General features: G+C 48.9%; 17 protein-coding genes. 12 read left to right on the forward strand and 5 right to left on the reverse strand.

Annotation, left to right across the window (positions count from 1 at the left end):
- Nucleotides 1–15: 15 nt before the first annotated feature.
- Both CW734_RS03120 and CW734_RS03125 read right to left on the reverse strand, forming a co-directional pair.
- Nucleotides 16–327 carry a hypothetical protein gene (locus tag CW734_RS03120; protein WP_101189393.1) on the reverse strand — a complete coding sequence of 104 codons (312 nt, stop codon included), beginning with the start codon at nucleotides 325–327 and terminating at the stop codon, nucleotides 16–18.
- 106 nt (nucleotides 328–433) lie between these two features.
- Nucleotides 434–769 (reverse strand): winged helix-turn-helix transcriptional regulator, encoded by a 336-nt coding sequence (locus tag CW734_RS03125; RefSeq protein WP_101189394.1) that lies wholly within the window; start codon nucleotides 767–769, stop codon nucleotides 434–436.
- A 123-nt stretch (nucleotides 770–892) separates the two neighbouring features.
- Here CW734_RS03125 and CW734_RS03130 point away from each other — a divergent pair, with 123 nt between their 5' ends.
- Complete coding sequence (locus CW734_RS03130; RefSeq protein ID WP_101189395.1) at nucleotides 893–1741, forward strand: VOC family protein; 849 nt, start codon at nucleotides 893–895, stop codon at nucleotides 1739–1741.
- A 39-nt stretch (nucleotides 1742–1780) separates the two neighbouring features.
- Here CW734_RS03130 and CW734_RS03135 read toward each other — a convergent pair whose 3' ends face one another.
- Nucleotides 1781–2026: a hypothetical protein gene (locus CW734_RS03135; RefSeq protein ID WP_101189396.1), complete on the reverse strand. Its 246-nt coding sequence runs from the start codon at nucleotides 2024–2026 to the stop codon at nucleotides 1781–1783.
- 126 nt (nucleotides 2027–2152) lie between these two features.
- Between CW734_RS03135 and CW734_RS03140 the strand changes: the two genes are divergently transcribed.
- The 3 genes from CW734_RS03140 to CW734_RS03150 all read left to right on the forward strand — a co-directional run bounded on the left by CW734_RS03140 (nucleotide 2153) and on the right by CW734_RS03150 (nucleotide 5416).
- Complete coding sequence (locus CW734_RS03140) at nucleotides 2153–3223, forward strand: NAD(P)H-dependent flavin oxidoreductase (RefSeq protein WP_101189397.1); 1071 nt, start codon at nucleotides 2153–2155, stop codon at nucleotides 3221–3223.
- A gap of 70 nt (nucleotides 3224–3293) precedes the next feature.
- Complete coding sequence (locus CW734_RS03145; protein WP_101189398.1) at nucleotides 3294–4139, forward strand: DUF368 domain-containing protein; 846 nt, start codon at nucleotides 3294–3296, stop codon at nucleotides 4137–4139.
- Nucleotides 4140–4282: 143 nt separating this feature from the next.
- Nucleotides 4283–5416 carry a CAP domain-containing protein gene (locus CW734_RS03150; RefSeq protein WP_232787142.1) on the forward strand — a complete coding sequence of 378 codons (1134 nt, stop codon included), beginning with the start codon at nucleotides 4283–4285 and terminating at the stop codon, nucleotides 5414–5416.
- 46 nt (nucleotides 5417–5462) lie between these two features.
- Here the strand turns inward: CW734_RS03150 and CW734_RS03155 are convergent, their stop codons facing one another.
- On the reverse strand, nucleotides 5463–6293 hold the full coding sequence (locus CW734_RS03155) for an undecaprenyl-diphosphate phosphatase (protein ID WP_101189399.1): 831 nt from the start codon (nucleotides 6291–6293) through the stop codon (nucleotides 5463–5465).
- Between the two features lie 148 nt (nucleotides 6294–6441).
- Between CW734_RS03155 and CW734_RS03160 the strand changes: the two genes are divergently transcribed.
- The 6 genes from CW734_RS03160 to CW734_RS03190 all read left to right on the forward strand — a co-directional run bounded on the left by CW734_RS03160 (nucleotide 6442) and on the right by CW734_RS03190 (nucleotide 13740).
- Complete coding sequence (locus tag CW734_RS03160; protein ID WP_101189400.1) at nucleotides 6442–7521, forward strand: AI-2E family transporter; 1080 nt, start codon at nucleotides 6442–6444, stop codon at nucleotides 7519–7521.
- Nucleotides 7522–7628: 107 nt separating this feature from the next.
- Nucleotides 7629–8072: a MarR family winged helix-turn-helix transcriptional regulator gene (locus tag CW734_RS03165; protein ID WP_101189401.1), complete on the forward strand. Its 444-nt coding sequence runs from the start codon at nucleotides 7629–7631 to the stop codon at nucleotides 8070–8072.
- Between the two features lie 3 nt (nucleotides 8073–8075).
- Nucleotides 8076–10697 (forward strand): MMPL family transporter, encoded by a 2622-nt coding sequence (locus CW734_RS03170; RefSeq protein WP_101189402.1) that lies wholly within the window; start codon nucleotides 8076–8078, stop codon nucleotides 10695–10697.
- Nucleotides 10698–11064: 367 nt separating this feature from the next.
- Nucleotides 11065–11517 (forward strand): hypothetical protein, encoded by a 453-nt coding sequence (locus tag CW734_RS03180; protein ID WP_101189404.1) that lies wholly within the window; start codon nucleotides 11065–11067, stop codon nucleotides 11515–11517.
- The gene (locus CW734_RS03185) at nucleotides 11517–11969 is read left to right on the forward strand and encodes a GNAT family N-acetyltransferase (RefSeq protein ID WP_101189405.1); all 453 of its coding nucleotides are present in this window, start codon (nucleotides 11517–11519) and stop codon (nucleotides 11967–11969) included. Before CW734_RS03180 ends, CW734_RS03185 begins: the two co-directional genes overlap by 1 nt.
- A 121-nt stretch (nucleotides 11970–12090) precedes the next feature.
- Nucleotides 12091–13740 carry a serine hydrolase gene (locus CW734_RS03190; protein WP_101192120.1) on the forward strand — a complete coding sequence of 550 codons (1650 nt, stop codon included), beginning with the start codon at nucleotides 12091–12093 and terminating at the stop codon, nucleotides 13738–13740.
- Nucleotides 13741–14784: 1044 nt separating this feature from the next.
- Here CW734_RS03190 and CW734_RS03195 read toward each other — a convergent pair.
- A complete protein-coding gene (locus CW734_RS03195) occupies nucleotides 14785–14985 on the reverse strand; it encodes a cold-shock protein (RefSeq protein WP_058381906.1) in 201 nt (66 codons plus the stop codon).
- Between the two features lie 214 nt (nucleotides 14986–15199).
- Here CW734_RS03195 and CW734_RS03200 point away from each other — a divergent pair, with 214 nt between their 5' ends.
- Both CW734_RS03200 and CW734_RS03205 read left to right on the forward strand, forming a co-directional pair.
- Nucleotides 15200–15721, forward strand: coding sequence for a P-loop NTPase family protein (locus CW734_RS03200; RefSeq protein WP_101189406.1), 522 nt, complete (start codon nucleotides 15200–15202; stop codon nucleotides 15719–15721).
- Between the two features lie 152 nt (nucleotides 15722–15873).
- Complete coding sequence (locus CW734_RS03205; RefSeq protein WP_101192121.1) at nucleotides 15874–16530, forward strand: hypothetical protein; 657 nt, start codon at nucleotides 15874–15876, stop codon at nucleotides 16528–16530.
- Nucleotides 16531–16607: the final 77 nt, after the last annotated feature.

Raw genomic sequence — 16607 nt, forward strand, 5'->3', positions numbered from 1 at the left:
CCAGTCCTGCCTTTGTCATTTCGGTTTGTCTTTTTTCAGTTCTTCGAGCACTTCGGTGTAGCGATGCAAGTCGCGGTCGTCGTATTTGCCGATATAATTGATCAGCATTTCCTCGACGTCCCGCCGTTGCCGCTCGGCTGCGATGAGTTTTTCTTTCATCGACTTCTGCTTCCAAAGGATCGTATCTTCCACGTCTTCCATTTTGTTAAGCATATCGATTTCTGCGAGCAGTACCAATGCGGCATTCTTTTTTTCTTCATACTTCTTCAATGCCTTGTCAATTTTCCGTGTGTCGTTCTCATAGGTCATATTGGAATACATCGACATATGCATGCTCCTCCTCCGCCATTTATACTTTTACATTAACAGATATTAGAATATTCTGTCTATAATAATAGGCAAAAAGATGGCGGAAACCCTTCTCCATCCTAATTCATGAAGTGCTTTCCGCCGTCTTTGCAGGTTCTATCCAATTTTGTGACCAACGTTCGATTTCCTTCATGACCGGCTGCAGCGAAGCACCTTTTTCGGTCAACGAATATTCAATACGTACGGGGGTCTCGGGGTGGACGGTGCGTTCGACCAAACCGTCTCCTTCTAAGGTTTTCAGCCGTTCAGAAAGGAGGCGGCCGCTGATCCCGATTTCTTCCGTCAATTGGCCAAAGCGCTTGGGTTCGGCCATCAATTGATGGATGATCAGCCCTGTCCAACGCTGTCCCAATAAGGAAATAGCTGCTTCAAACCGTGGGCAAATTTCCTGGCTTTTCATGTTCACCGCTCCTTTTTCTTCATAATAGCATATCCATATAAGAATTAAAAAACAGATGACTTGACGTAACTAGGTTATTAAAATAAAATTAGTTACAAATAGTAAGTGGATGGAGGAATTATAATGAATTTTCATCAAAAGCCTGTGCATTATGTCGAAAGCCTAACATTGAAAGTGTTGGATTTGAAGGGAATGAGCCGTTTCTACACGGAGGTATTGGGGTTTGAGACCATCGAACAAAAGGAAAGGGAAACCATTCTCGGTGTGGGTGGGGAAGAGATACTGACTCTTCAATATGCGCCGGAGTTCAAGGCAAAGGCAGGGCGCTTTGCCGGATTGTATCATTTCGCGGTGCTATTACCGAACCGGAAAGAACTCGGTAAAATATTGCTCCATCTTCATGAGCAGCGGATTCCGATCGGTTCTTCCGATCATCAAGTGAGCGAAGCTTTGTACCTGTCGGATCCTGAAGGGAATGGCATCGAAATCTACCGCGACCGCGAACCCGGTGAATGGGAATGGCGCGGAGATCAAGTGCATATGACGGTCGATCCGCTCGATGTTCAGGAAGTTGCGCAAGCATCGAATGGCGAAAAATGGAGCGGCATGCCAGCGGGCACTGTGCTTGGGCATATCCATCTCCATGTTTCGGATCTCCAGGCAGCGCACGACTTCTATACCGGTGCGATCGGCTTCGGCCTGGTCGCGAATCTTGGCAATCAAGCGCTATTCGTCTCGGACGGAAACTATCACCATCATATCGGATTGAATATCTGGAACGGCACAGGCATTCCGGCTTTGCCGGATCAGACGGCAGGACTCGCGCATTACGTCATCCGTGTCGCAGATGAACAAGCACAAAATGCCATGCGCGACCGCTTGCAGGCATACGGCGCTGACATTCACGTGGACGGTGCGGCGTTGGAGACAGCTGACCCATCCGGCAACCGCATTCGCATTTTAACTGCATAAGAAAATCCCCGGGACTATGGTGTCTCGGGGATTTTTGCATTAAGGTGCCGGGCACGAAGCGGATGCATCCGCATATAATAAGATTTGTGTGGAACGTCCAGGCGCAACGGCTTGCTGGACATTGCCCGTTTGTTCGGGCATCAGGTTATCTCTTGTTTCCGTATATGCCTGGAGCCGTTCCTGGTTTTGCCAGTCTTCAAAAGGTTCATTGTAAAAGCCTAAAAGGATCAATCCGCAAAATACGGCAATCAATGTGATCCCAAGTAACGAAAGGAAACCTTTCATGATTCAATCCCGCCTTCTCATAGATGCTGATATTAAGAACGCAAACCGTTCGGAAAAGGTTCCCGGTTGAAGAAATCCCAAAGACTGGGATACTTATACATAAGCATACAAACGGGAGGGGAAACCATGATTTCATTAAATACAGAAATTTGCCGCTTGCTTGGGATCGAGTATCCAATCATCCAGGCAGGAATGGCAGGCGGCCCGACCACCGCTGAACTGGTGGCGGAAGTTTCCGGGGCAGGCGGCTTGGGGACACTCGGCGCTGCCTATTTGACACCTGGCAAGCTACGGGAAGATATTGTAGAGATACGCAAACGGACAAACAAGCCTTTTGCCGTCAATTTGTTCGCGCCCGTGCCGAAAGATGATTTCTCGCGCATTGGAGAAGTGAAACAAGCATTGCAGCCGATCTACGAAGAACTTGCGATTGAAGAGCAAGGCGCTGAATACCGCTCTCCAGATCACGGGGAAGAGCTGTTCCGCATTTGCCTTGAAATGAATGTGCCGATCATCAGCACGGCGTTCGGTTCATTGGCGCCTGAACATATGGCTTCTGCCAAAGCACAAGGCGTCCATATCATCACCATGGCGACGACTGTCGGCGAAGCGATGGAAGCGCAAGGCAAAGGAGCCGACGTTATCGTGGCACAAGGCAGCGAAGCAGGAGGGCACCGCGGCAGCTTTTCGTTCGATCGCCATCCAATGGGTGCACAGGTCGGCTTGATGGCACTGCTTCCACAAATTGCAGATGCGGTGGATGTGCCGGTCATTGCGGCTGGTGGCATCGCGGACGGGCGCGGGCTGGTAGCGGCGCTCGCGCTCGGGGCGCAAGCCGTTCAAGTCGGGACGCGTTTTGTTGGAGCGAAGGAATCGGGTGCGCATCAGGCATACAAGCAAGCAATCTTCGAAAGCGATGAAGAAAGCACCGTCGTGACCAAAAGTTTCTCGGGACGACCAGCGCGCGGTATCAAAAATCGTTTCATCGAAAAATTCGAATCCGCGGGAACCCAGCCGCTGCCATTTCCGTCTCATAATACAGTGACGAAAGAAATTCGCGGAGCAGCGGCAAAAGCCGGCAATCCGCAATTCATGTCGTTATGGGCAGGTCAGGCAACAAGAGGTATGACGCAGGAAGAAGGCGCGGCGGAAATCGTCTCTTCCATGATGGATCAAGCACGTGCGCTCTTGCGGTAATTCGGCTCGAGTTTCCTGTTTCTGCGTGCTATACTGTTAAAAGTGATTTTGAAACGAGGAGATTGAACGAATGGAATGGAAAAATATATACCGCGGTATTTTGATGGGCATCAGCGATTTGATTCCGGGGGTCAGCGGAGGAACGATTGCCTTTATCCTTGGCATTTATGATCGCCTGCTTGAATCGATCAGCGGCTTCTTCAGCCGCGAATGGAAAAAACAGTTGGGCTTTCTCGTGCCTCTTGGCATGGGGATCGTCATTACCTTATTATTGTTCAGCCGCTTTATCGAATTTTTGCTGGAAAACCATTACGAAGCGACGCAATTTTTCTTCATGGGGCTGATCCTTGGGGTCTTGCCTTATATCATGAAGCAAGCGGAAGTGAAAAAGAATTTCACGGCGCGCCATTTGGTCATCTTGCTGGTCATCGGGGCAGCGCTTGCTTCCATGGCATTTATCCAGACCGATGATAATGTAGCGCCGATTACGGAATTGAGCTTGCCAACGTTCTTCCTGCTATTTTTCTCTGGCTGGATCGCGAGCATGGCGATGCTGTTGCCTGGCATTAGCGGCTCGTTCATCCTGTTGTTGATCGGTGTTTATTCGACGGCCATCAACGCCTTGTCGACATTGAATTTGCCGATCGTCCTGGCAATCGGTGCCGGCGTCATGGTCGGGTTTGTCGTCTCAAGTAAAGCGATCAGCTATTTGCTGGAGCATTTTACGTATGTGACGTATGCGGCCATCATCGGCTTGATTCTTGGCTCGCTGTTTGTCGTATTCCCTGGCTTTGCAGCCGATCCGATGACTTTAGTGACTAGCCTGATCACGTTCACGATTGGCTTATTGTTTACGCTGTGGTTTAGTTCGCCGAAGAAAACCGATATTACAAGCGAACACAATGTAGAAGCTTAACAAATGAAAATGGCAAAGCGGACAGTGAAAAGCACTCCTTTTCCTGTCCGCTTTTGGTATTTATTTAAGGGAAAAAGTAAAAAAGGCTTTTTGCTTTCCGGATTTCGCTTTTGCGATTACACTGAAATGAAGAGAAAGAGGTGATGCGTGTGCGGAAATTGTTTGGCATCCTGTTGCTCATAGTCTTGTTGTTTTTCACCCGCCCGGTATGGGAGGCGTCTGTCGAAGAATACGTCGACCTGGGCTTTTTGGACTCGGTGGATGAAGTGATCGGAAATGTAACAGCTGACACGGATGTTTCCAAAGCGCTCGATGAAGCCAAATATTTCACGACGCGCATCAGTCATCAACTGCAGGCGATGGTGACAGAAAGCTCAGCCGCCTTGCCTGAAGCGGTCGCAAAACCAGAGCTCTCGGATACGGATTCCATGGTGGCGGTCCATAATGTCACGCTTGGCATGAGCAAGGAGCAAGCCCAGCAAAAAGTCGGCTTGCCGTTGCGTCTAATGGAGAATGAATACGGAACCGATTGGCATAGCTACCATCAGGATTACCAGAATTATGTATTGTTGTCCTACGATGAGAACGGAGAGGTCAACGGCATGTTTACCAACCAGGATCTCATCTCTTCTACGGAAGGCTTCTCGATGGATTCGACCAAAGCACAAGTGCGTGAGTTGTTCGGGACACCGCTGACGAGCCTGCAAAAAGGGCGTGTGCAATATATTCTGGATTCGCGCGATGAGTACGATTTGTTTGAAACAGCGGATTCCTATACAACGGTTTTTTATGATGTTCACGAAGGGGATACGGTCACGGCGGTCCAAGTCATCGACAAGGATTTGGAAGAGCAGCGTAGCGAGATTTATGCGGAGCCGTCACCGGAAGTGAAGGAAGGCTATGAGTTTTTATTGTTCGAGCTGACCAATTCAGCGAGAATCCAGCGTGAGTTGCCGCTCTTGAAATGGGATGGTGAAACGATGGAGACGGCGCGTGACCATAGCCAGGAAATGGCGGACGAGCGTTATTTCAGCCATACCAACCCAGATGGCCAATCGCCTTTTGACCGCATGAAAGAAGATGGCATCACGTTCTTTATCGCCGGTGAAAACTTGGCGTACGGGCAGTATAGCGCCGTCTTCGCTCATGAAGGGCTCATGAACTCGATGGGCCACCGGGAAAACATCGTTAAGCCCGACTTCGGCTATCTCGGTGTCGGCGTTGCCTTCAACTCGGACAAGCAGCCATATTTTACGGCAAACTTCTTTAATCGCTAAGCAAAAATCCCTCTATTGCATTTGCGCAATAGAGGGATTTTTTTAATTAGTTCAACAAGAACCAAGCGAGCACGACGAGCGGTCCGACGATAAAGCAGTAGATCGCAAAATACTTCAGCTGGCCTTTTGCCATGATGTTCATGAACCATTTCAGCGAGAAGTACGAAGCGACGAGAGAGCCGATAAACGCCATGATATACGGCACCGCCATCGTCGACAAATTATCATCATTGATGATGTCGGTGATGCTCAGTACAGCCCCGCCCAAGCTGACTGGGATGAACAGCAGGAAGGAGAAGCGAAGCGCTGTCTCTTGGTTAATGCCCCGTGCCATAGCGGCAACAATCGTGGCACCGCTGCGGCTAATGCCTGGAATCAAAGCGACGGCCTGTGCGCCGCCGATGATGATGGCGTCTTTCATCGTCATATTGCCATCTTTACGCTGGCCGCGCATATTGCGGATGAACCAGAGGGCAAGACCGGTGACCACCAAGGTGACGCCGACCGTGACGATCGTCGACAAGTAGGAATCAATCACATCCTGGAATAAGACGCCGATGATGCCTGCTGGAATGGTCGCGACGACCAAATAAACGACAAACATGAAATCGCGCCGTGTTTCCGGCGTTTTTTCTTTGAAAAATTTCAAGCCGTTGATGATCAGCCGTTTAATGTCTTCGCGGTAAATGATCAAGACGGCGATCAGGGACGCGCTATTGACGAGCAACGCAAAAGTCGAATTGCTTCCTTCGATTTCGACATCGAGGAAATACTGCGCAATCAGCAAGTGCCCGCTCGAAGAAATCGGGATTGGTTCCGTAAGCCCTTGGAATAGGCCCAGCAGCAAGAATTTAATTGTAAGCCATAATTGTTCCATCTGTATGTATCCTCCACATTCTGTTCATTCTTAAATCCATAATCATAGGACGCGCAGTGTTTGAAAAAGTTCACACTACATAAAAACATATAATACCATATAATCATGATAAACTGGGTATACACATGGAAGAAAGGAAGTGTAATAGGTGACAAATAAATTGTGGTTTCAAGCAGGCGTCGGAATTATCCTGACACTGGTCATCATTCGTTTATTCATCGAAGTCCAGGGGATTTTCGACCCGCTGTTCATCATTGCGGGAACGATTTTCGTACCGCTGCTTCTTGGGGGCGTCTTGTTTTATCTAACGCGCCCGCTGCTGTATTTTTTGGAGAATCGCAAATTCCCGAAATGGTCCGCCATCCTGATCATTGTGCTTTTGATCGTATTGGTCTTTTATCTATTATTTGCAATGGTTGGGCCGATGGTAACCAAGCAAGTCAACTCGCTTGTCGACAACGCGCCAGGCATTATCAACGACGTCGAGGATTATACGCAGTACTTACTCGCTCAACGCGACCGCTTGCCGGATTCGTTAGAAGAGCAGATCAATGATATGAGCGGCCAAATCGGCGACCGCATTGGCGATATCGGCGGCTGGGTCGTATCGTTCCTCACGAGTTTCATATCAGGCGTCATCACGCTCGTGCTTGTGCCGTTCTTCTTGATTTACCTATTGATCGACCATCGGAAATTCGTGCCGTTCATTTCCGGGTTTTTCAGTGGACAGCGCAAGCTATGGGTCATCAAGACCTTGAAAGACATTGACCATACCTTGCGTTCGTATATTCAAGGCCAGCTATTCGTCAGCTTTTTGGTCGGAATCATGTTGTTAATCGGCTATTTGATTATCGGCCTTGAGTATGCTTTATTATTGGCATTGATTGGCATGGCAACAAATGTTATTCCATTCCTTGGGCCATACATTGCCGTCATTCCGGCAATGTTGATTGCATTGGTGCAGGACCCGATCATGGCGGTTTATGTCGCCATCATCATGTTGATTGCACAACAGATCGAGAGTAATTTCATCACGCCGAACGTCATGGGCAACGCACTCGATGTCCACCCGCTGACAGTCATCACGTTGATCCTAGCAGCCGGGAACATCGCGGGCATTTGGGGAATCATCCTTGCGATTCCGTTTTATGCGGTTGTCAAAACGATCGTCAAAAACATTTACGCAAGGCGCCAAGAAATCCGTTCGACTGCCACAAGAGAAGTTTAAGCAAAAACCCGCAGCCTGTGCTGCGGGTTTTTATTATGAGGAAATTACTTGACGAAAAATAGTTCAGCCCCTAAACTATCATTATTAGTTGAGGGGGTAAACCATTTATGGATATGCGCATCAAAGAAGCGGTTGAATTGTTTCAGGAAGTTTTGTTTTACGGGACAGAGCGGGTCATCCGTTCAGTGGACAATCCGTTATGGGAAGAGTTTTCCCCTGAGCAGATGCAATCGCTGAAACTCATCGGCAAAGAAGGCCAAATCACATCGGCAAGGCTTGCGGTGCTGCAAGGTGTCCATAAAAGCGCCGTCTCGAACCGGACAAAAAAACTATTGCAAAAAGAATTGATTCAAGTGGTCCAGACGGCAGACCGGCGGGAAAAGCTGCTTGAATTGACCGATGCCGGAAAATCGGTCCTCGAGGAGTCGGATAAAATTCTGGCGGAGTACTTGGAAAAGCTGATGTCAGAACAAGTCGACGAGCAAGAGATCGAGCAATTCCTGGTGATTTTCAGAAAGCTCAGCGCAATCATGAAAACGGATGGAGTGTAAGGGATGCAAACGATACTGAAATTAAAATGGCCGATCATGATCGGGCTCATCGTATTGACAGCGGCATTGTTTTTAGTGGCGCCAAATTTAACGGAACAAGCGGAAGAAGCAGGTTCGTTCCAATTGTCCGAACAAGCGGACTCGCAGCGTGCGGCAACGATACTGGAATCGGATGATGTGTCAGGGCAGACGATTTCATTGGTGATCGAACTGGAGTCGGAACTCGATGAAACAAGCGAGCAGCAGATCGCGGACATGAGAGCGGAAATCGAAGCGCTCGGCGATCCTGTGACGACAGTGTTGGACCCATTTGAAAATGAAGAATTGGAAGCGCAATTGGTTGCAGAAGATCGCCAGACGGTCTTGCTTCCGGTATCGATTGAAGGAACAGATGAAGAAGCGGCGGCACTCGCGGATGAAATCCGTGAAACGATTGTGCCGGACGATTTAACCGTCTACTTGACGGGTGAGGCAATCATCAACCAAGACGTTAACACCAGTGCCCAGGAAGGCCTGAAGAAAACCGAGATCATCACGGTAGTGTTGATTTTCGGCTTGCTGCTGGCGGTGTTCCGGTCGTTTATCACGCCAATCATCCCGCTTGTGGCGGTAGGGCTCAGCTATTTGCTCAGTCAATCGCTCGTGGCGTTTTTCATCGATTGGTTCGGCTTCCCGGTTTCGAATTACACGCAGATTTTCCTGGTGGCGATTCTGTTCGGTCTCGGGACCGATTACTGCATCTTGCTGCTCAGCCGCTATAAAGAAGAACTGACAGAAGGGAAAGGTGTACAGGAAGCGATTCTGAACACATACCGGACGGCTGGGAAGACTTTGTTCATCAGCGGCTTCTCCGGCTTTATTGCCTTTGCGGCTATCGGCTTTGCGGAATTCCCGATTTTCAAATCGGCAGTTGCCGTTGCGGTCGGCATCGCCGTCCTCCTCGTTGTTCTGTTTACCGTCATGCCGTTTTTCATGGCGGTGCTAAAAGACAAGCTGTTCTGGCCAAGTAAGGGCTCAGCGTCCCATAAAGACAGCAAGTTGTGGATCTGGATCGGCAAATTGTCCGTCAACCGTCCGCTTTGGTCGATGCTGCTGGTGGCGGCCATCACTGTTCCTTTGCTGTTCTCTTATAACAACGACCTGTCATTCAATACAGTAGACGAGATCAGCTCGGATTATGAATCGGTGAAAGGCCTCGATGCCATTGAATCGGCATTTGGCGCAGGCAATACGATGCCGGTCCAAGTCGTCATTAAAGGCGAAGAAAGCCTGACGGCAGAAGAAACGATCCCGTATCTGGATGCTTTGGCGCAAGATATGGAAAAAGTTGAAGGTGTCGACATGGTTCGTGCCATTACGCGCCCTACCGGTTCGGTGATTGATGAATTTTTCGTCGATCATCAGCTGGGCCTCATTGCAGAAGGGCTTGAAGAGGCGAATGCCGGAATTGGCGAAGTCCAGTCCGGCCTTGGTGAAATTGAAAAAAACCTGGAAACGATCAGTGGACAGGCAGGAGGCGCTGGCCTTCGCGAAGCAGCTGCAGGCTTGTCGCAAGTGAACGGGCAGCTTGAACAGATTTCAGGCGGCCTCCAGCAGACCGACAATATTGAACAGACGGTCGGTGCGCTCGCTCAAGTGAATGCTGGGCTTTCAGAAGTTGAACAAGGCTTAAACGGCGGCGCTGGCCAATACGATGAATTAGCTGCTGGCATCGGGGAACTTGCGCAAGGCGTCGGCGCTTCATCAGACGGCCTTACGGAAATCAGCGAAGGCTTGACTGAAATCGCCGATACACTGACAGGCATCAGCGATAGCGAAGCAGTGCGCGGCACAGGCATTTACCTGCCTGAAGGCACTTTGGAACAAGAAGAGTTCGAACCGCTGCTTGATCAGTATGCATTTGCCGATGGCGAAGGCATGTTGATGGAAGTGGTGCTCGAAGAAGATCCCTATTCTCCGGAAGCGATTGACATCGTCACGAATTTGAAAGAAGCGGCTGAGAGAAGCATTAACGGTACGCCTCTTGAAGACGTGGACATTGCATACGGTGGGGTGCCAAGTATCAATAGCGATTTGAAGGACATCTCCGAGAGTGACTTTACGCGTACAGTCAGCATTATGCTCATCAGTTTGTTCGTGGTATTGGCAGTGCTGTTGCGTTCTTTCATCATGCCGCTGTTTATGATCGGCTCTCTCTTATTAACCTATTACAGTTCGATTGCGATCACCGAGTTGATTTTCGTCGGATGGCTCGGTTATGACGGCATTACATGGGCCGTTCCGTTCTTTGGCTTTGTCATGCTTGTCTCGCTCGGCATCGATTACTCGATCTTCCTGCTCGATCGTTACCGTGAAGAAGCTTTAACGGCCGCAGACTTCTCGAAAGCGATGCACCGGTCGATGGCGAAAATGGGAACAGTCATCATCACGGCTGCCATTTTGCTCGCCGGAACGTTCGGCGCGATGCTGCCATCCGGAGTGCTCAGCCTGATGCAGATCGCAACCATCGTCATCACTGGCTTGCTGCTTTACGGCTTGATCGTCTTGCCGCTGCTCGTGCCGGCAATTACCGTTTCATTTGCGGGCGGCGCTTGGTGGCCATTCGGATTGAAAAAGAAAAAATAAGTTTTAAAGGCTGCCTTATAATTACCTTGAAATGTCCGGAGAAAAAGAAGTCCTTTTTCTTCGGATATTTTATTTGTATGTTCGTGTTCGTCCACTCTCTTCAATTCAGAACATGTGATGGGAATGGAGACGGTGACTCCTGCGGGAGCAGTGACGGAGCCTTGCGACGGAGCGACGCGAGCTGAAGACCCTGGACTGAGCGCAGCGAGGGAAGCGGCTGAAGCCGTGCCCGCGGAAAGCGTCCGTCGAAATGGACATCACTCATTTCTTATAGGCAGCCCTTTTTCTATTATTTCGCAAACGGTGAAGCACACCGTATGCATGTTATAATGAAGTCAGAAATCCAAAGAAGAAATGGGGATGTCCAGTGCTGACATTTGAGCAAAAACTAGAAGTGATCGAAGCGTTTCCGGAACTGACACGAAAAGAAGTATCGATGAAACGAGTTAACTTCCAATTTGAAGAAAGCCTCTACGATAAGAAAAACGTGGTTTATCATCTTCACCCGAACGGCAACGGCTTTGTCTTCGTCGGTGATTTGCCGCAATACGAAGCGGACAGCCGCGGCTTGATCAATATCCGCGACTTTTCGGCGAGCCAGTTGCGCAGCATCATTGCCGATTCGATCGATTATTTGGGCCAGGAACCAGAACCCCCTTATGACAAGCGGTGGACCAATAGAGAAGGCGAAAAGCTCGACCTTGTCTATGAAGAACCTTTCTGGAATATTTATACAGGTAAAAATTTAGAAGAAAGTTTCGGCACGTTCGATGACGCTGAAGATTATCTGCTCGACCAAGGATTCAGCGAGCGGAAATAATGAACATCCGAAAACTGGGAATGTACGAGGAATTGCCGCTCGGCCTGTTATTGGAAGCGGATCCTTCTGAGCAATTGGTCCGCGACTATTGTGCTGGCGGCCATTGCTTTATCGCCGAACAGCAGGAAACCGTCATGGGCGTGTTCGTCTTGATTGCGCTGGATTCGGACACCGCTGAAATCAAAAATATTGCACTCGCTGAGTCTGAGCGCGGAAAAGGCTTTGGCAAGCGCTTGGTGTTTTCAGCTCTCGAAGAAGCGAAAAAACTCGGTTTCTCGGCTGTTGAGATCGGTACCGGAAATTCAAGTTTGGCGCAATTGGCGCTCTACCAAAAATGTGATTTCCGCATGAAATCGATCGACCGGGATTTTTTCACCCGCCATTACGAAGAACCGATTTTTGAAAATGGCTTGCAGTGCCGGGATATGGTCCGGCTCGATTATCGGTGGTAACAAGCGAATGCAGCAGATGCATTCGCTTTTTTTCATTTATTACCAAAAAGACCGCTGTGTATGCGGCGAAAAAGAGGAAAATTCTGACCATTTTCGGTATGCTGAGAGAAGAGGTGAGGACATGTTCAAGAAAGTGATACTGTACACAAACCGTTTGGATGAAATGAAAGGGTTTTACGAATACCAGTTGGGCTTCCGGATTGTTGAAGAAGACGACACCAGCTTTGCGCTTTCAATCGGCACGTCCGTTTTGGAATTCCGCCAGTCGGACAGTGCGTCTTTTTACCATTATGCAATCAATATTCCAGGGAACCAATTCAGTTTGGCCAAATTCTGGGCGCGTGCGCGCGTTGAGCTGAACCGCCAGGAAGGCATGGACGAAATTTATTATTCGAATTTCAATTCCGATGCCTTCTATTTTCAGGATCCTGCCGGCAATATCGTTGAGTTTATCGGACGCCGCCACGTCGACATCATGGATGATTTCACAATCGATTCCTTACTCGACATCAGTGAAGTCGGCATCGTTTCGCCATATGTCAAGGAAGTGGGCGAGTCATTGGAACGGATGGAAATTCCCGTACGCGGCAATAAAGGGATCGATCCGACAACGCTGAATTTTCTCGGCAAAGATCCCCATTTTCTGGTGCTCGTACCGCCAAAACGTACGTGGTTCTTCTCTAAACTGAAAAGCGAAACGCATCCGTTGGCAATCGAACTTACGGACGGGCGGATGATCGAGATCGATGCGGAAGGGCATATGGTGCAAAAGCAAGCAGATAATCCGGTTTCCGACTTAATGGAATCGGCCTCATTTTCAGGGACTGCACATATGGCCGGCAATGAAAATTGGTCGCTTGCCAAGGGATTCGCGAACCGTGCGGATGAACGGCCGATTGCTGTCGACAGCCGCTTCGGCATCGCGTCCGGCAGCAAGATCTTTACAGCTGTCGCTGTGTTGCAATTGGTGGAGCAAAACAAGCTCGAACTTTCAGCGAAGCTGTCAGAGCTATTGCCGAAGACCTTCCCGAATTTCAACGCGACGGTTCACCAACTGTTGTGCCATACATCAGGCCTTCCTGATTACTTCGACGAAGAGGCGATGGATGACTTCGAACAATTGTGGCAAGAGACTCCGATGTACCGGATGGAGACGCCAGCTGATTTTGTTCCATTGTTCCGCGACTTGCCGCCTGTCGAAGAACCGGGGACACGTTTCCGATATAATAATGCGGGCTATATCGCACTCGGCCTGATCATCGAGCAAGTGACTGGCGAAGAATTCGCCGATTACGTCGAGCGGGAAGTGTTGGCGAAAGCGGATATGTCGGACTCGGGTTATTTCCGCCTGGATCGTTTGCCGAAAAATACGGCGTATGGATATATTGAGGAAGACGGCTCTTGGCGCACGAACCAATACGCGATTCCAGTTCGCGGTGGAGCGGACGGAGGCGCCTTCGTCACGGCAGGGGACATGGCGAAATTCTGGAGCCGGTTGATGGACGGGACTTTATTGTCTGAAGAGATGAAAAACCGCCTGCTGACGGTCCAGGCGCAACAAGGTGACGAAGCTTACGGCTACGGTGTGTGGATTGAGGAGCAAGAAGGAGTAGCGGTGAAGTATCATGTAATGGGGTACGACCCTGGCGTGAATTTCCATTCGGGCTATTATCCCCAGCAAAAATCCATCGTTACTGTATTGTCAAATGCCAGGGAAGGCGCGTATGATATAGTGAAGGCCATTGAACGCGAGAAAAAACTGAGAGGGTGAGTCGATGGACGGAAAAAAACTGGCCATGAGCGTAGTGGTCGGAACGCTCCTGTTGGTCGCGATCATTTTCCTGGTCTTCCAATTGTATTTCATCATGAATTAAAAAAAAGCTGCCATTGGGCAGCTTTTTTCTTTGTGACTGATGAAATAGGGGAGGGAAGTGAGTAGAGAAAGTTTGTGCTATTCGACTGCGTTGCAGGGACACGCTTTCCGGAGGGCTCGCATTGAGCCGCTTCGTCGCTTCGCAAAAACCCGCCTGCTCAACTCTCACGATGTTCGAGCTTCGCAAACGAATATGCTCAATACCTTTCGCAGATTCGCTTGCAGGGTCTCAATTGTCTCGCTGATCCTCCCGGAGTCGGCCCCTTCCACTCCGTCTCTAATTTTAGAGTGGCGGATAATTTCTCCGACCATACAATATAAAATGTGAAAGAGCTCCAGTCTGGATAGCTCATGGCCCTTCTAATCCACCAACAATAATTCTTTGCACAAGCATTTCAGGATCAGATGCTTCATCGCAGGAAGCGATTTCCCCGCTAGCCGGCAACTGAATACAAAAAGAAAGCTATGTAAACTAGCATCATCCAATAAAATCTCTCAGCCGCCCAGCGCCAAAGGCCAACCCAAAGCCGGGCGGCGACTACCAAGGTGAATCCTGAATCGAATGCAGAAACACTTCGACACGCAAACCCTAGCTATCTTCACTTCTGTTCTATTCGGGAAGCAATTCCCCCGCTAGCCGGCAACTGAATACAAAAAGAAAGCTATATAAACTAGCATCATCCAAAGAAATCTCCAAGCCGCCTAGCGCCAAGGGTGAGCCGACGCAATAAGACAGGTGATCTTCCTGGCTTGTTGCCAAAGGCCAACCCAAAGCAGGGCGGCGACTACCAAAGCGACGCTTATATCAATGCGCCGGAACATTTCCGCACCCAAACACTCGCTATCTCCACCTTAAGAAACCGCTCCATTGCATGCCTATATTTTTAGACAATAAAAAATGGACTCTTCCGAAGAAGAGTCCATTGAAAGTTTAAGGGTTAATTAAGCTTTTGATACGTTAGTAGCTTGAAGACCGCGTTGGCCTTGCTCGATGTCAAAAGTAACTTCTTGACCTTCGTCAAGAGTTTTGAATCCTTCGCTTTGGATAGCTGAGAAGTGTACGAATACGTCGTCTCCGCCTTCGCGCTCGATGAAGCCGAATCCTTTTTCTGAGTTAAACCATTTTACTTTACCTTGTTCCATGTGTGTTTCCTCCTCGTATGCTAATGCATACATTGTATTACTATCCTTGCTCAAATCCTTCAGATAAAATCTGATACTTAATGAAAAGCCATCGAACAAAAATAATTCTTCCTTAGAATAGCACGGTACTCTTTGGAATGCAAGGGTTAAGTTCGGTTGCTTCTTTTTCCCGCCATTCGTTATAGTTGAATGAAGAGGGATAGGAGGGGGATCGATGCAGCGGATTATGGTGATCGGTGTGTCAGCGGGTGCCGGCAAGTCAACGTTTGCAAGACGTTTAGGAAAAGTGGCTAATCTGCCGGTGCATCATTTGGATGCGTATTATTGGAAGCCGGGCTGGGTTGAAGCAGAGGAGAAAGAATTTCGGCACAAGCAGCAGGAGCTGGCGAACGAACCGCGCTGGATCATTGAAGGGAATTATAATAGCACGGCCGCTATCCGCTTGGCAGCTTGCGATGCACTTATCCAATTGCAGCTGCCGCTGTGGCGCTGTTTATGGCGGGTATTGAAAAGGCGCATTCAATACCGTAAACAAGCTAGGCCGGATATGGCACCAGGATGTCCTGAAAAGCTGGATTACGAGTTTTTGAAGTTTATTGTGATGACCTATCACGAGCGGCAAAAATCGCAACACCATTTAATAGAAGAATTTATTAGGAAATATCCTGAAAAACAGGTGTATATCCTCCGTACACAAAAGGAAATTGAGGCTTTTTTGGAACAGGCCGGTAAATAGTTTCAATTTTACAGTCAATTGAAAAAACTTGGAGACGATGGATAGGGAACATGGTATTCTGATAGTACGAAAGAAACGAGGGGGAATGGGCTTTGAAAGACCGGCTATATGAAGGTACACTGACCAATGTGCGTTTGCACAAGCAGGTGCCAATGTATATGAAGCGCCTGTACCTGGAGGATTTGGCTGAAATCGAACGGGTTCAGCAAACGGTTATCGACTCGCTGCCAGAGAAAAATACGTTGCAGCCGTTGTCGACTGAAGAATTTCTGTTTATTTTGCAGCATAACGGGCTGATCGTCGGGGCTTTTGTGGAAGGGGAGTTGGTGGCTTTTCGGGCATTGCTCGTTCCGGAAATCGACGCGGAACATCTCGGACACGATATCGGCCTCTCGGAAGCTGAACTTGGCAACATGATTTATCAGGAAATTTCGGCTGTGGTTCCCGATTACCGTGGAAACCGCCTTCAGCAGAAGTTGGCCGAAGTGGTCATGAAGGAATTGAAGAAACTGGAGAAGAAATTTCGTTACGTAGCATGTACAGTGGCACCGATGAATATCCCGAGCTTAAAGGACAAGTTCACTCAGCAAATGCACATTGCCGCGTTGAAAACAAAGTACGACGGGCTGGAACGCTATATCTTGGTGAAAGACCTCGAGCAGCCAAACGCAGATTACGGCAATCAAATCACGGCACCGATCGACGATTTGCAAAAACAGAAGGAATTGTTAAATGAGGGATATGTTGGAATTGGCTTTCAGATGGTCAAAGGCTTTCACGCACTGCAATTTGCCAAACCTCTTAGTTGATCGGTAATTTTTTTAAAAAAGCGTCTCGAATTTTGGAACACTCTAGCGCTTTCCTGTAAAATTATCAGAAATTCACA

This window comes from Planococcus sp. MB-3u-03 (assembly GCF_002833405.1).
Lineage (GTDB): Bacteria > Bacillota > Bacilli > Bacillales_A > Planococcaceae > Planococcus.

Excerpts from the sequence above, each read along its gene's own strand:
- CW734_RS03135 (WP_101189396.1), bottom strand. The coding sequence starts at position 2,026 with ATGAAAGGTTTCCTTTCGTTACTTGGGATCACATTGATTGCCGTATTT.
- CW734_RS03190 (WP_101192120.1), top strand. The coding sequence starts at position 12,091 with ATGTTCAAGAAAGTGATACTGTACACAAACCGTTTGGATGAAATGAAA.
- CW734_RS03130 (WP_101189395.1), top strand. The coding sequence starts at position 893 with ATGAATTTTCATCAAAAGCCTGTGCATTATGTCGAAAGCCTAACATTG.
- CW734_RS03150 (WP_232787142.1), top strand. The coding sequence starts at position 4,283 with ATGCGTGTGCGGAAATTGTTTGGCATCCTGTTGCTCATAGTCTTGTTG.
- CW734_RS03145 (WP_101189398.1), top strand. The coding sequence starts at position 3,294 with ATGGAATGGAAAAATATATACCGCGGTATTTTGATGGGCATCAGCGAT.
- CW734_RS03120 (WP_101189393.1), bottom strand. The coding sequence starts at position 327 with ATGTCGATGTATTCCAATATGACCTATGAGAACGACACACGGAAAATT.
- CW734_RS03155 (WP_101189399.1), bottom strand. The coding sequence starts at position 6,293 with ATGGAACAATTATGGCTTACAATTAAATTCTTGCTGCTGGGCCTATTC.
- CW734_RS03125 (WP_101189394.1), bottom strand. The coding sequence starts at position 769 with ATGAAAAGCCAGGAAATTTGCCCACGGTTTGAAGCAGCTATTTCCTTA.
- CW734_RS03200 (WP_101189406.1), top strand. The coding sequence starts at position 15,200 with ATGCAGCGGATTATGGTGATCGGTGTGTCAGCGGGTGCCGGCAAGTCA.
- CW734_RS03195 (WP_058381906.1), bottom strand. The coding sequence starts at position 14,985 with ATGGAACAAGGTAAAGTAAAATGGTTTAACTCAGAAAAAGGATTCGGC.
- CW734_RS03205 (WP_101192121.1), top strand. The coding sequence starts at position 15,874 with ATGTATATGAAGCGCCTGTACCTGGAGGATTTGGCTGAAATCGAACGG.
- CW734_RS03165 (WP_101189401.1), top strand. The coding sequence starts at position 7,629 with ATGGATATGCGCATCAAAGAAGCGGTTGAATTGTTTCAGGAAGTTTTG.
- CW734_RS03185 (WP_101189405.1), top strand. The coding sequence starts at position 11,517 with ATGAACATCCGAAAACTGGGAATGTACGAGGAATTGCCGCTCGGCCTG.
- CW734_RS03140 (WP_101189397.1), top strand. The coding sequence starts at position 2,153 with ATGATTTCATTAAATACAGAAATTTGCCGCTTGCTTGGGATCGAGTAT.
- CW734_RS03170 (WP_101189402.1), top strand. The coding sequence starts at position 8,076 with ATGCAAACGATACTGAAATTAAAATGGCCGATCATGATCGGGCTCATC.